The sequence below is a fragment of the Mycobacterium sp. genome (assembly GCF_035506235.1).
Lineage (GTDB): Bacteria > Actinomycetota > Actinomycetes > Mycobacteriales > Mycobacteriaceae > Mycobacterium.
Genome location: NZ_DATJPU010000199.1, coordinates 1 through 13,588, shown reverse-complemented (window position 1 = coordinate 13,588; position 13,588 = coordinate 1). Strand labels below are relative to the sequence as shown.

The window sequence follows — 13,588 nt, the reverse complement described above, 5'->3', positions numbered from 1 at the left end:
AATAATGCCCGAGGGCGACACCGTCTGGCACACCGCGGCCATGCTGCGAGAGCACCTGGCCGGGCGCACGCTGACCCGTTGCGACGTCCGGGTGCCGCGGTTTGCCACCGTCGACCTGACCGGGCAGGTCGTCGACGAGGTGCTCACCCGTGGCAAGCACTTGTTCATCCGGGTCGGGCGGGCCAGCATTCACTCGCATCTGAAGATGGACGGCAGCTGGCGCGTCGGCAAACGCCCGGTGCGGGTGGATCACCGCGCGCGAATCGTCTTGGAGGCCAACGACATCCGCGCCGTTGGCGTCGACCTGGGCGTGCTGGAGATCCTGGAGCGCGACCGTGACACCGACGCGGTCGCGCACCTGGGACCCGATCTGCTGGGCCGGGACTGGGATCCGGCGCGGGCCGCCGCCAACCTGACGGCACGCCCCGACCGGCCGCTCGGCGAGGCGCTGCTGGACCAGCGGGTGCTGGCCGGGATCGGCAACGTGTACTGCAACGAACTGTGTTTCGTCAGCGGGCACCTGCCCACCGCGCCCGTCAGCGCGGTCACCGACCCGCGCCGGCTGGTCTCGCGCGCCCGGGACATGCTGTGGTCCAACCGCTTCCGGTGGAACCGCTGCACCACCGGCGACACCCGGGCCGGCCGGCAGCTGTGGGTCTACGGGCGCGCGGGGCAGCCCTGCCGCCGCTGCGGCACCCGCATCAACCACGACGACAGCGGTGAGCGGGTGGTGTACTGGTGCCCGTCCTGCCAGCGGTGAACTTCCGACCGCGGCGTGCAATGATCTTGGGTGTCAGCGGCCCGGAGTGCCGGCAGCAATGGTCCACGGGGAGGTCCCAGCAGTGCCGACCACCGGGGTAGTGCGCGGCCTGGGCGCGTTGGTTGCGCTGCTCGGTCTCACGGTGTCGGCCGCGCCGGCCGCGCGCGCCGACGCGGTCGACAACGCGTTCGTGGCGGCGGTGAAGCTCAAGGGCATCCAATTCGGATCTCCGCAAGACGCGATCGTCGCCGGTCACGAGGTCTGCGACGAACTCGATCTCGGTAAGCAGAAGTCCGACATCGCCACCGAGGTGATGAGCAACAGCAACCTGGACGGCTATCGCGCCGGGTACTTCATCGGCGCCAGCGTGGCGGCGTACTGCCCGAGGTATCGCGGGTCATGAGATGGCGTCGACCGCGGTCGACAACCGCGGCTTGAACCCCTGCGGGATAGGGATATACCCGTTGTCCGCCAGTCCGTCCTGCCCGGCGCCGATCGTGCTCTGCAGGAACGCCTTCACGGCCGCACCGACCTGCGGGTCGGCGTACTTCGAGCAGACGATCTCGTACGTCGCCAACACGATCGGGTAGGAGTCGGCCTGGTTGGGCCGGTAGAAGGAGATGGTGTCCAGTGCCAGGTCGTTGCCCTGCTTGATGAACCAGGCGGCCGAGATCGTCTTGCCCACCGAGTCCGCGGTGATGCCCACCGGGTCCGGACCGGCGGACGTGATGACCTTGGCCATGTTCAGGTGTTGCGCCTGGGCGAACGACCATTCGTTGTAGGTGACCGACCCCTCGGTGCTCCTGACGGCCGCGGCGGCGCCGTCGTTGCCCTTGGCGCCCTCCCCGACGCCACCGTTGAACGTCTTCCCGGCGCCCTTGCCCCACGCGCCGTTGGAAGCGGTGTCGAGGTAGCGCTGGAAGTTGTCCGTGGTGCCGGACTGGTCGCTGCGGAACACCACACGGATCGGCTCGGCCGGCAGGACGGCGCCGGGGTTCAGCGCCTGGATGGCGGGATCGCTCCAGGTGTTGATGCCGCCGTTGAAGATCCGGGCCGCGGTGGGACCGTCGAGGCTCAGCGCGGTCACGCCGTTGACGTTGAAGGCGATGGCGATCGGGCCGAACACCACCGGCAGGTTCCACGCGGGCGAGCCGCACCGCTGCTGCGCGCGCGAGTACTCGTCGGCGCTCAGCGGCGAATCCGAGCCGGCGAAATCCGTCTGGTTGCCCAGGAATTCGGCGATCCCGGCGCCGGAACCGTTGGGCGTGTAATTCAGCGACTGCCCGGGGCAGGCTTGCTCGAAGGCCTTGACGAAGCGGGTCATCGCATTCTGCTGGGCGGTGGAGCCACTGGCCCGCAACGCCGGCTTGCCGGCGCATGCGACCTTCGCCGGCGGCGAGCTTCCCCCGGCGGTGTGGTGCTCGCCACCGCAGGCCGACAACACCACCGCGCCGGCGGCCAGGATGCTCACCGCGGTGCCAAATCGATTGAGCTTCAAGCGAATTCCCGAAAAGGGCCCGGATGGGACGATCGCCGCCATGAGGCATAGTAACAAGATCACCCGGCAGGCGCTTCCGGGCTAATCGCGGCCGTGCGCGAGGAAAAACCGTGCGATGACCTCCGAGGCGTCCAGCGCACGCGAGGTGCGCCCGATGATCGCCTGGGGCAGATATTGCCTGCCTCCCGGCCAGGTATGGCCGCCGTTGTCGATCTGGTAGAACACCACCTCGGTCGACACGGCGCACGCCGCGGAATCGAAGCGGTGCACGACGGTGCCGTCGCCGACGTTGGGTAAAACCTGCGTCGACGGATCGCCCCGGCAGCCATCGGCCGAGCGCCACGTGTTCACCATGCCGGTCGCCGCGACGGAGTGGCTGACCCCGCCGCGTCCCCGCACGTCTCCGCCGTTGAACGGCACCAGCGGGTCGGCGGTTCCGTGTGCCGCCAGCACCGACACCGGCCGCGACGGATGGCAGGCAACGCCCGCGCCGAGCGTGCCCGCCACCGGCGCGATCGCGGCGAAGACGTCGGCGCGCTCGCACGCGAGCTTGTAGGCCATGAAGCCGCCGTTGGACATGCCGGTGGCGAAAACGTGCCCGGGCGCGATGCCGTAGTCGCTCTGCAGCTTGCCCGCCAGCGCGACCAGGAACCCGACGTCGTCGACGTGATGGCGATCCGCCGGTGAGGCCCCCCGCCCGTCGGCCCAGCTCTTGCCGAAACCGTCGGGATAGGCCACCAGCAGGTGGTTGGCGTCGGCAACGGTGTCGAAGTCGGTCAGGCCCCGCTGCCCGGTGCCGGTGCCGCCGCCGCCGTGCAGGCTGAGCACCAGGCCGACGGGATCGCCGGGCGGCACGTGCAGCGTGTACGTGCGGTCCATGCCGGCGGAACGCAACGTGGCGGACAGATCCCGGGGGCTGGCCGCCGACACGGGCCGCACGCCGCAGCCCGCCACGCCGACCGCGCATGCCGCCAGGACGGCGAGCGTCAGCCAGCGCGGGTACGGCACCACGTCAAGCTAGCGCGCCGGGACGACATAACCAATGTTGCGATGTTCGCAACATCCGCGATGATTGAACGATGCCAAGCTGTAACCTGCCTGCAACGTTCTAGGTCGAACCTTCAGTCGTCGAACACCGGATCTTTCAAGACCCTTGGGGGTATTAAAAATGATGAGTACCCGCACCCGCAAGCGCCTGCTGCTCTCACTGCTGGCGACCGGCTTCGCATCGGCCGTCGCGCTGCTCGGCCCGCTGGTCGGGGCCCCAACTGCGCAGGCGGACGGCACCGACGACGCGTTCATCGCGGCGTTGCATGCCCACGGCATCGAGCACGACAACGCCAAATCCGCCATCGCGGCGGGTCATCTGGTCTGCCACCAGCTCGACATGGGCAAGACGCAGGAGCAGATCGCGACCGACGTGATGAACAGCAGCAGCCTGGACGGCGACAACGCCGGATACTTCGTCGCCCTGGCCGAACGCGCGTACTGCCCGCAGTACGCGGACATTCCGTCGTGACGGCATAACGCCCGCACCGCGCTCAAAGCCGCTACTTTCTCTCCCCGTGATCGCAATTTGCGATCGGTGCCGTGTGCGAAGCTGTAAAGTGCAGCATCCGCGGCTGAGGGAGGATGGGAGATGTCACGCGTGGGGGCTCCCCTGCTGGTCGTGCTGGCCGTGCTGGGCCCCCTCGCGGCAGCCGCGCCGATCGCCCGCGCCGACGCGAACGACGACGCCTTCGTGGCGGCGCTGACGGCCAAGGGCATCCGCTTCGGATCGCCGGAGAAGGCCGTCATCGCCGGCCATGAGGTCTGCGCCGAACTCGACAGCGGCAAGACCCCCACCCAGGTCGCGTCGACCGTGCAGGCCAACAGCGGCCTGGACGGCTACCACGCCGGTTACTTCGTCGGCGCGAGCATCAGCGCGTACTGCCCGGCGCACGCGTCTTAACGCAATCGAAACGCCGCGCTAGCAGATAAGCGACTTTTAGGTACCTAAGATTTTGGCTACCAACTAGCGCGGAGAACAACGAGTGGTATCGAAAATCCTTGCCGGCGCCGCCCTTGCAGTCGGGGCCGCGGTGGCGATAGCGGTGCCCGCCGGCGCCGACCCCAGCGTGTTCAACGACCTCAGCTGCAGCTGCCCGGAGACCGTCTCCAACGACGGGTCGTCCGTCGCGGACCAGATCGACCGTGGTATTCAATCCGGTCTCGCCGGTGCGAATGTCCTCCGGGCCGAGCAGTAATCTGCGGCCTCAGCCCGCGGCGCCCCGCCCGACGGCCTGGACAGCGGCGTGCTCGTGCAGCGCCTTCTCGGCTTCGGGCGCAACGGGTTTGAGGTCGAAGACGACCTCCTTGACCGATCCGGTGAACGCGTAGGGCGCCTTGTCCTGGTAGTCGCGGTCCACGACCAGGCCGTTGTCGCGGCCGATGTCCATCCCGGCGTAGGAGGTGAAGGCCAGCGGCACCGTGTTGGCCATCTCGCCCTCGCCGATCAGCCGATCGTCGGCCCACAGCGTCACCCGGCCGCCCGAGCCGGGGACCGGCTGGTCGGATTCGAACAGCATCCGGACCGTGACGTCCCCGGTCGGGATCGGCTCGGAGGACACCTGCCGGTAGGTGTCCACGCCGAGGAACGAATAGGTGTGGCGCAGGCGCCGCCCCTCGTCGACCCATAACGCGAACCCGCCGATGAAGTCGGCGTCGGCGACGATCACGCCCTGCGCGCCGTCATCGGGGACCGTCAGGTTTGCCTCGATCGCGTAGGAGCGGCCGAAGATGCGCGGGACCATGCCGCGCTGGATGTTTTGCACGTCGCCCTTGAAGGTGAACCGTGTGGTGGTGGGCAGCGGCGGCAGGCTGCCGAACATCACCGCCAGCCCGCCCAGCAGCGGCAGCACCCGGTTGCGTTCGGCCTCGGCCCACCACAGTTGCGTGAGCTCGGCGACCTTGTCGGGATGCTCGGCCGCGACGTTGCGCGCCTGGGAGAAGTCGTCGGGCAGGTAGTACAGCTCCCAGACGTCCTCGTCGGGATCGTATTTTCCGGGCGCGAACCGCTGCAGCGTCTCCGGTGAGAAGTCCCACGGCGCCTTGTCCAGCCGGGCGCAGGCCCACCACCCGTCCCGGTAGATGGCGCGGCTGGCGAACATCTCGAAGTACTGCACGGTGTGGCGCTCTTCGGCCGCCGCGTCGTCGAAGGTGTGGGCGAAGCTGGTGCCGTCCAAGGGTTCCTGATCGATGCCGTCGACGGTGGCCGGCTGCGGTAAACCGATGGCTTCCAACACCGTTGGCGCGATGTCTATGCAGTGGGTGAATTGGTCACGAACCCTGGCGTCGGGCCGGATCCTGGCCGGCCAGGCGACCACCATCGGGTCACGCGCCCCGCCCAGGTGGCTGGCCATCTGCTTGCCCCACTGAAACGGGGTGTTGTTGGCATGCGCCCAGGCCGAGGCGAAATGCGGTGCGGTGAACTCGTTGCCGAGCGCCTCGATCCCGCCGTACTGCTCGATGAGCTCCAGCTGATGGTCGGCGTCGAGCACCACCCCGTTCAAAAACGTCATCTCGTTGAACGAGCCGGTGACCGTGCCCTCCATGCTGGCGCCGTTGTCGCCCCAGATGTACAAGACCAGCGTGTTGTCCGTCTCGCCGAGATCCTCGATCGCGTCCAAAAGCCGGCCGACGTTCCAGTCGGCGTTTTCCGAGAACCCGGCGAACACCTCCATCTGCCGGGCGAAAAGCTTCTTCTGGCTGTCCGACAGGCCGTCCCACGCCGGGAAGAGGTCGGGCCGCTCGGTGAGCTCGGCGTCGGGCGGAATGACGCCGAGCTGCTTTTGCCGCTCGAATGTCTTGCGCCGGTAGACGTCCCAGCCCTCGTCGAACTGACCGCGGTACTTGTCGGCCCATTCGGCGAACACGTGGTGCGGCGCGTGGGTGGCGCCGGTCGAGTAGTACATCATCCACGGCTTCTCGGCGTCCTGGGCGCGCACGGCGTGCAGCCATTCGACGGCCTTGTCGGTGAGGTCGTCGGGGAAGTAGTAGGGCCTGTCGCCCTTACCCTGCGGAACACCCGAGACGGAGTTGTCCTGGGTGATGATCGGGTCGTACTGGCCGGCGGCGCCGGACAGAAATCCCCAATAGTGGTCGAATCCCCAGCCCAGCGGCCAGTTGTCGAACGGCCCCGCCGCCCCCTGGACGTTGTCGGGGGTCAGGTGCCACTTGCCGAAACCGCCTGTCACGTAGCCGTTGTCGCGCAGGATGCGCGGCAACGCGGCACAGCTTCGCGGCTTGACCGACGAATAGCCCGGGAAGGGGCCCGGAAACTCGGTGACCGATCCGAAGCCCACCCGGTGGTGGTTGCGCCCGGTCAGCAGCGCCGCCCTTGTCGGCGAGCAGACCGCCGTGACGTGGAAGCGGTTGTAGGTCAACCCGTTTCGCGCCACCCGGGTCAGCGTCGGCGTCCGGATTCCGCCGCCGAAGGTGTCCGGGCCGCCGAACCCGGCGTCGTCGATGAGCACGATCAACACGTTGGGCGCGCCGTCGGGCGCCTTCGGCCCGGGAACGATGGTCCAGTCACCGACCGAGTCCGCCATGGTGCGGCCGATGGTGCCGCCGAAGCCGCGTTGCGGCAACGGCAGCCGGGTGCGGTCGGGATTGAACTTGCCCATCGCCTCTTCCAGCGCCGCGCCCAAGCTCCTCAGCGTCGAATGGCTGAGCTCGGCAACCGATTTCATCGGCGAGCCGCCCAGCGCCTGCTCGACGGCGAGCCGCCCGGCTGCCGGCGTCACGGCGATGATCAGGCCGCTGCCCGCGGCCAGCGCCTGCCCGATCTTGTCGGCCAGCCCGCTCTTGATCCGGTGGTCGGCGAACGTGCCCGCCAGCGCCCCGGCGGCCGCGCCGACGACTGCGGAGGCCAGCAGCGCCGGCGAGAACAGGCCGACGGCCAGGCCCGCCCCGGCCCCCCACGCGGCACCGCGGCGGCCGAGTCGATTGCCCGTGTCCACCAGCACGGGTGTTCCGTCGGCGTCCTTGCCGACGAGCACCGCGCCCCGCAGCGAGACGTCCTTGGCCTTGGTCCGCTCGGTCAGAGTTTCGAAATCCCGGCGAGCCGAGTCGAGATCCTCATAACCGGCGACAATGACCAGCGTGTGCTCTTCGCTCATGACTTGACTCCTTCGAAGGTTAGCGGCGTCGCCGGTCGGAAATATAGACCTCGACGAAGCCGCGGGGGCGTCGTTACCGGTGATTTCACTCTGCGACCTAGCGATGACCATGTAGTGAGTCGAATGCCACTCAGGTGTGGCTGAGTTGAACGACTTTGACGGCGAGCAGCACTACGCACAAGATCAGATAGCCGCGAAGCAGGACCATGGCGAGCCGAAGGCTCGGTGACCAGCGGTAGGGCGGCAGAGTGGCAAGTGGTGGGGTTCGCCATGTCATGCGCTGGGATCGGTCGACGGGCGGGAGCTTCGTGTCGGCGAGCGATGAGCCGCTGGTGAGGCGCAACGCGGTGAATGCGACCCCCGACCCGGCGATCAGCGAGACGGTGACGGCCGTCAGCACGGCGGACGTGTTGGTGGCGGGAAAGATCGTGGTGATCATCAGGGTGCACGACAGCACCAGCAGGCCTCCAATGATCATGCTGCTCAGGATGTTCAGCCAGCGAGGATTCACCCACGGTCCGAGCAGCTGGCGGTCGTTGCACAGTAGTAGCAGGAAGGCGCACGCGGCGGGAAGCAGGATTCCGGCGAGCGCCTGCACCGCCATGGTGATCAAACCGAGCGCTGCATGGGGTATCAACACCAGCGCCGCCGCGAGGATGACCAGCAGGGTGAACGTGATGTAGAAGGGCTTGGCTTCGCTGAAACGGCGGTGCAGTGAGTGGTGCACCCTGAACATATCGCCGAAGGCGTAGCTGGATGACAAGGTGACCGCAGCCGCGCCGACGATGCTGGCGTCCAGTAACAGGATCGCGAAAAAGGTTGCGAGCAGCCGGCTGTGCGCCGATAGCGCGTTGGCGACACCGAGCGCGTCGGTGAATTTGCGCGCCAGTGGTGTGCCGGCCACCGCAACCGCGCCAACCACCATGAAGACGACGGTGCCAAGCTGGGTCACGATCGACCCGACGATGTTGTCGGTGCGCTCGTAGTTCAGGAATTGGGGGGTGATGCGTTTGTCGATGACATTGCCGTGCTGGAAGAACAGCTGCCAGGGCGCCACGGTGGTGCCGATGATCGCGATGATCAGCAATACCGCATCCGAAGACATCCCGCCCTGGACACCCGGCACCAGGATGCCGCGGACAACCTGTTGATAGTCGGGGTGCGACAACCACAGCAGCGGCACCAGAAGCACATTGATGGCCAGGAAGGCGAACATCGCCCGCTCCCAGCGGCGGAAGCTTCCGGTCACGGTGATCGCGATCAAGGCCGCGGCGGCGATCGGCACCGAGACGGTGCGGCCGATGTGGAAGTACTCCAACGCCAATGCCACCCCGATGAATTCGGTGGCCAGGGTGAGGAAGTTCAGGACGAAGAGGTCGGCGGAGGAGAACCAGCCCCAGAAGCGGCCGAATCGTTGGGTCACCAGCTCGGCGTGGCCGATGTGGGTGACCGCGGCCAACCGCACCACCATCTCCTGGATGACGATCAGCACCGGCAGCAGCAGCGTCATCGTCCACAGCAGGCTGTAGCCGTAGTTCTGGCCCGCCTGCGCATACGTTGCGACCCCGCCGGCGTCGTTGTCGCCGATCATCACGATCAGGCCGGGGCCCATGATCGCCAGGAAGGTCAAGACACGGCGCTTGGGGCCGCGCCTGCCGTCCTGGGCGTACTGGGCGACGCGGACCCGCCCGAGCGCGCCTTCGATATCGGTGCGGTCGATACCAAAGGGTTGTCCGTCCGGGATGCGGTCGTGAACCTGTAGGTCGCCGGACGCCGGCGGGTGCCGTCGGCGTGGTGGCCGTACTGATGGTTTCGCCGACGGCACTGGTGGGTGGCCCATGTCAGGGTGCCTCGTCGGTGGACGGCGCGGCGGGATCGGTTTCCGTCACCCGCGGCGACCAGCCGCTGCGGCGCCGCCAATCGATGGGAATCGTGGTTTCCAGGACGTCATCGACGGTGATCAGCCCGATCATCCGGCCAGGCGGATCGACGACGGGCAAGCTGACCAGGTTGTGGTCGCTCATCAGCAGCGCGACGTCCTCGACGTCGGCGTCGGGGGTGATCTTTATCGGGTCGTGGTCGGCCAGTTGATCGACCGGGGTGCCGGGTTTGGCCTGCACCAGCTGCGGCAAGGTGACCACGCCGGTCAACCGCCTGTGGTGGTCGACCAGATACACGTTGCTCAGCGCCTGTGGTTCCATCGCGGCGGCGTCGGCGACGCGGGCGAGGACATGTTTGGCGTCGGCTTTGCCTGGCGCGGTAAGGAAGTCGACGCCCATCAACCCTCCCGCGGTGGTGGGGTTGTAGCCCAGCAGCATCGACAGCTTGACCCGGTGGTGGGCGGGCAGAAGATCCAGAATGCGGGTCAGTCGGTCGCGGGGCAGAGTCGCGATTGCGTCGGCGGCCGTGTCGGTCCTCATGCGTGTCAGCAATGTGGCGATGTCGGCGTCATCGCGCATTTCCAGCAGCTTGGCGAGGTGATCGTTGTCCAGTTCTTCGAATACGTCGGCTTCCAGTTCGGGGTTGTTGGCCAGGTCGCCGAGAATGTCATGTGTCTCTGCTGCTGAAGCGTTTTCGAGCAGGTCGGCCACCTCGGCGGCTTTCAGCCGGGCCAGCCCGGCGCCGAAACGTCCCACCATTGGCCCGTCTTCGGTGGTGGTGAGAGGTTCGAGCGCGTCCCATCTGCGGTGAGCGCGATAACGGCTGATTGGACCGACCAGGTGATGCCACCAGCCGCCCCATTCCACGTCGACCCCGGCGACCGTCCAGCGACCGTGATACAGGATCAGATCGATGTCGCGGGCGCGCACCAGCTTGCCGATCCGCACATCGAGCAGCCGGCGTCCGAGCACATCGGTGACCAGCAGCAGCTCCGAAGGGCGCCGTCGGTAGGGGCCATCGAATCGGGGAACCGTGTCGATAACGACGGCGCCCTCGAGAAACGTGAGCTGCTTCATCGGCACGAAACCTTGGCGGTCGTCGACGCGAGCGACCAATCCGGTGATCACCAGATCGCGGCCATCGCAACGCTCCGCGACGACGTCGATCACGTTGCCGACGGGGTGTCGGTCAAGGGTTACCAAGGGTTGGTCCAGCAGCTGCGTTAACAGAATCAGCGTGGTGGGCTGAGCTGCAGCCACGCTTGAGGTTGCTCGGGATCTGTTCATGGATGATCACTCCGATGATCTGTGACCCGGCTTGGTGACGGGGCACCCCTCGATTCTGAGCAGCGAAAACCACGACAAACAGGGCCCATCGCACCGACACGAGTGTGACCTTGTGCCCTTTAGCCGGGTCGGAAACCGTCTTGGATCAATCTGTTTCGGGCAGTAGGATCAGCGCCCCGTGCGCCGGGATGCCAGCCCGCCCCCCACCCCGGCAGGAGGGCCGTTTGGCACTTCTTTACACCGCCACCGGGGTGCGACCGATCGTCCGTGGCCGCCGCGCGCGGGGCGGAATGCCGTTGACGTAGTGGAATCGCGCCGCGCGCCGCCGGATGCGATGGGCGTGTCCGCGGGTGCGATGCCCTGGGGGGTGAATCGGCTCGGCGTAGAACATCACCTTCGCCAGCTCCACGAGGACGAGATAGATGGCGACGAAGCCGGCCAGCGCGGCGAAGAACAGCCACGGCAGTGGGGTGAACCCCAGGGGGGAAGCGAGAGGCGAAATGGTGAGCGCGACACCGACCGCGACCACGGTGAGGCTGGTGATCGTGAGCGGAACGCTCGCGCGGCTGCGGAAGAACGGCACCTTGCGCGTGCGGATGGCGAAGATGATCAGCGTTTGGGTCGCGAGCGATTCCACGAACCAGCCGGTTCGGAACTCGATGGCGCCGGCGTGCAGCACCCCCAGCATCAACCCGAAGGTCAGGAAGTCGAACAGCGAGCTGATCGGGCCGAAGATCAGCATGAACCGGCGGATGAAGGCGACGTTCCAATGCGACGGCGCCTGCAGCTGGTCCGCGTCGACCCGGTCGGTCGGGATCGCCAATTGCGAGCTGTCGTAGAGCAGGTTGTTCAGCAGGATCTGGCTGGGCAGCATCGGCAGGAACGGCAACAGCGCCGACGCGGCGGCCGCGCTGAACATGTTGCCGAAGTTGCTTGACGTGCCCATGAGCACGTACTTGATGGTGTTGGCAAAGATCCGGCGGCCCTCGGCCACGCCGGTGGCCAGCACGCCCAGGTCTTTCTCCAGCAGCACCACGTCGGCCGCATCCTTGGCGACGTCGGTGGCGCTGTCGACCGAGATCCCCACGTCCGCGGCGTGCAGGGCCAAGGCGTCGTTGACGCCGTCGCCGAGGAAGCCAACCGATCGCCCGTTGCGGCGCAGCGCGGTGATCAGCCGGGCCTTCTGCTCCGGGGAGATGCGGGCGAAGATGGTGTGGTTTCGCGCTGCGTCGACGAACCCGTCGTCGTCGAGCGGTTCGAGCTCGGCGCCCGTGACGGTGCCCTTGGATGCCAAATCGAGATCGGCGCAGACCTTTTCGGCGACGCGCGGATTGTCGCCGGTGGCGATCTTGAGTTCGATGCCCAGCGCCGCCAGCTGCGCCAGGGACTGGCGTGCCGCGGGTTTGGGTTCGTCGGCGAAGACCAGGAAGCCGGCCAGCGTCAGGTCGTGTTCGTCGGAGGCGGTGATCCCGGTGAGCTCAGTCAGCTCGGGGGCGGGCCGGGTGGCCACGGCGACCACCCGCCGTCCGGCGGCGAACAGGGCCGCCAGGGTCTCGTTTGCGACCGCCGGCGTCCCGTCGCACCGGGCCATGACCTGTTCGGGGGCGCCTTTGACCACGAGGAGGCGTTGCCCGTCTTCGTCGACCAGCACCGACGTCGAACGCCGTTCGTGGTCGAACGGCAGGATTGCGACCCGGCGCACCGCGTCGCCGACCAACTGCTGCGGCCGTGGGGATTCCCACAGGGCGGCGTCCAGCGGATTGGCGCTCACGCCTCCGGATTCCGGATCGACGTCGGTGGCCAGCAACCCGAGCCGCCGGACCGGCTCGGCCGGCGCGCCGGCGGGGTCGATCGCGCCGACCAGGCGGATCCGGCCCTCGGTCAGCGTGCCGGTCTTGTCGGTGATCAGGATGTCGATGTCGCCCAGGTCTTCGATGCACACCAGGCGTTTGACGAGCACCTTCGACTTGGCCAATTGCCGCGACCCCGTCGCCAGGCTGGTGCTGACCACGGCGGGCAGCAGCTGCGGCGTGATGCCGACCGCGATCGCCAGCGAGAACAGCACCGAATCGATGATCGGCTTGTGCAACAGCAGGTTGCTGACCAGGATGACCAACATCAGCGCGATCGCGACCTGCAGCAGCAGGTAGGAGAACCGGCGCAGCCCCACCTGGAAGTCGGTTTCGGGTTGCCGCTTGTCCAAACCCGCTGCGATGCGGCCGAATTCGGCATCCTTACCCGTGGCGTACACCACCCCGGTGCCCTCCCCGGCGCTGACGATGGTGCCCATGAACGCCAGGTCCGTCGATTCGGCCAATTCCGCGCCGGCGGGCACCGGCTGGGGCGATTTCTCCGAGCCCGTCGACTCCCCGGTCAGGATGCTCTCGTCGCACTCCAGGCCGGTGACGTCGAGTAGCCGGACGTCGGCGGGCACTGCCTCACCCAACGACAGCCGGATCACGTCACCGGGCACCAGGTCGGTGACGTCGACCGTGACGAACTTCGAGTCCCGGCGCACCAGGGCGTTGTGATGCACCCGCCCGTGCAGGTCCGCGGCGGCCCGCTCAGCGCGGTATTCGTTGACGAAGCCCAAACCTATGCTGGCCACGAGGATCACGCCGATGATGACGGCCTGCATGCTGTCGCCCAGAAAGTACGAGACGATCGCGGTGCCGGCCAATAGGATCAGCACCGCGTTGCGCAGTTGACGGCCCATGACCGCGAGCGCGTTGACGTGGTGGGTCCGCACCGCGTTCGGGCCATACCGCGCCAGCCGGGCGGACGCCTCGGCGCTGGAGAGCCCGCCGGCCGAGCTGTCCAGCCATCCCAGGACCTGCTCGGCGGGGGCGGTCGCGACCCGCTTGGCGGTCAGCGTCCCCGAGTCCGGCGCAGCACTCACCTTCGGTGTCAGAGACATGGCGGGGCTCCCCTACGTCCATCCGACGAAACCAGTTGTTCGACTGCCGTCAATCAGTACGTCGATATCTGGTCCTCGGCGGGCAGT

11 protein-coding genes are annotated in these 13,588 nt (G+C 67.6%); 5 read left to right on the top strand and 6 right to left on the bottom strand.

Features of this window, described 5'->3' with window-relative positions:
- The first annotated feature begins 4 nt into the window (after nt 1-4).
- Together nei2 and VMD50_RS18705 are read left to right on the top strand one after the other, a co-directional pair.
- Nucleotides 5-760 carry an endonuclease VIII Nei2 gene (gene nei2 / locus VMD50_RS18710; protein ID WP_325429472.1) on the top strand — a complete coding sequence of 252 codons (756 nt, stop codon included), beginning with the start codon at nt 5-7 and terminating at the stop codon, nt 758-760.
- Nucleotides 761-842: 82 nt separating this feature from the next.
- Complete coding sequence (locus VMD50_RS18705; protein ID WP_325429470.1) at nt 843-1,163, top strand: DUF732 domain-containing protein; 321 nt, start codon at nt 843-845, stop codon at nt 1,161-1,163.
- On the opposite strand, the gene pstS is transcribed toward VMD50_RS18705, so the two are convergent.
- Nucleotides 1,158-2,258, bottom strand: coding sequence for a phosphate ABC transporter substrate-binding protein PstS (gene pstS, locus VMD50_RS18700; RefSeq protein WP_325429514.1), 1,101 nt, complete (start codon nt 2,256-2,258; stop codon nt 1,158-1,160). The two genes, VMD50_RS18705 and pstS, sit on opposite strands and share 6 nt — an antisense overlap.
- 81 nt (nt 2,259-2,339) lie before the next feature.
- The gene (locus VMD50_RS18695) at nt 2,340-3,266 is read right to left on the bottom strand and encodes a CE1 family esterase (protein WP_325429468.1); all 927 of its coding nucleotides are present in this window, start codon (nt 3,264-3,266) and stop codon (nt 2,340-2,342) included.
- 163 nt (nt 3,267-3,429) lie between these two features.
- Between VMD50_RS18695 and VMD50_RS18690 the strand changes: the two genes are divergently transcribed.
- The 3 genes from VMD50_RS18690 to VMD50_RS18680 all read left to right on the top strand — a co-directional run bounded on the left by VMD50_RS18690 (nt 3,430) and on the right by VMD50_RS18680 (nt 4,504).
- Complete coding sequence (locus VMD50_RS18690; protein ID WP_325429466.1) at nt 3,430-3,777, top strand: DUF732 domain-containing protein; 348 nt, start codon at nt 3,430-3,432, stop codon at nt 3,775-3,777.
- 120 nt (nt 3,778-3,897) lie between these two features.
- A complete protein-coding gene (locus VMD50_RS18685; protein WP_325429464.1) occupies nt 3,898-4,209 on the top strand; it encodes a DUF732 domain-containing protein in 312 nt (103 codons plus the stop codon).
- Between the two features lie 82 nt (nt 4,210-4,291).
- Complete coding sequence (locus VMD50_RS18680) at nt 4,292-4,504, top strand: hypothetical protein (RefSeq protein ID WP_325429462.1); 213 nt, start codon at nt 4,292-4,294, stop codon at nt 4,502-4,504.
- Nucleotides 4,505-4,513: 9 nt separating this feature from the next.
- Here the strand turns inward: VMD50_RS18680 and VMD50_RS18675 are convergent, their stop codons facing one another.
- The 4 genes from VMD50_RS18675 to mgtA all read right to left on the bottom strand — a co-directional run bounded on the left by VMD50_RS18675 (nt 4,514) and on the right by mgtA (nt 13,501).
- The gene (locus VMD50_RS18675) at nt 4,514-7,417 is read right to left on the bottom strand and encodes an arylsulfatase (protein WP_325429460.1); all 2,904 of its coding nucleotides are present in this window, start codon (nt 7,415-7,417) and stop codon (nt 4,514-4,516) included.
- A 130-nt stretch (nt 7,418-7,547) separates the two neighbouring features.
- The gene (locus VMD50_RS18670) at nt 7,548-9,257 is read right to left on the bottom strand and encodes an NRAMP family divalent metal transporter (protein ID WP_325429458.1); all 1,710 of its coding nucleotides are present in this window, start codon (nt 9,255-9,257) and stop codon (nt 7,548-7,550) included.
- Nucleotide 9,258: 1 nt separating this feature from the next.
- Nucleotides 9,259-10,557: a magnesium transporter MgtE N-terminal domain-containing protein gene (locus VMD50_RS18665; protein WP_325429456.1), complete on the bottom strand. Its 1,299-nt coding sequence runs from the start codon at nt 10,555-10,557 to the stop codon at nt 9,259-9,261.
- A 262-nt stretch (nt 10,558-10,819) separates the two neighbouring features.
- A complete protein-coding gene (gene mgtA, locus VMD50_RS18660) occupies nt 10,820-13,501 on the bottom strand; it encodes a magnesium-translocating P-type ATPase (RefSeq protein ID WP_325429454.1) in 2,682 nt (893 codons plus the stop codon).
- Between the last annotated feature and the right edge of the window lie 87 nt (nt 13,502-13,588).

Bases quoted from the DNA above. Each gene is read 5' to 3' on its own strand.
- VMD50_RS18675 (WP_325429460.1), bottom strand. From the start codon at position 7,417: ATGAGCGAAGAGCACACGCTGGTCATTGTCGCCGGTTATGAGGATCTC.
- VMD50_RS18670 (WP_325429458.1), bottom strand. From the start codon at position 9,257: ATGGGCCACCCACCAGTGCCGTCGGCGAAACCATCAGTACGGCCACCA.
- VMD50_RS18690 (WP_325429466.1), top strand. From the start codon at position 3,430: ATGAGTACCCGCACCCGCAAGCGCCTGCTGCTCTCACTGCTGGCGACC.
- nei2 (WP_325429472.1), top strand. From the start codon at position 5: ATGCCCGAGGGCGACACCGTCTGGCACACCGCGGCCATGCTGCGAGAG.
- VMD50_RS18685 (WP_325429464.1), top strand. From the start codon at position 3,898: ATGTCACGCGTGGGGGCTCCCCTGCTGGTCGTGCTGGCCGTGCTGGGC.
- mgtA (WP_325429454.1), bottom strand. From the start codon at position 13,501: ATGTCTCTGACACCGAAGGTGAGTGCTGCGCCGGACTCGGGGACGCTG.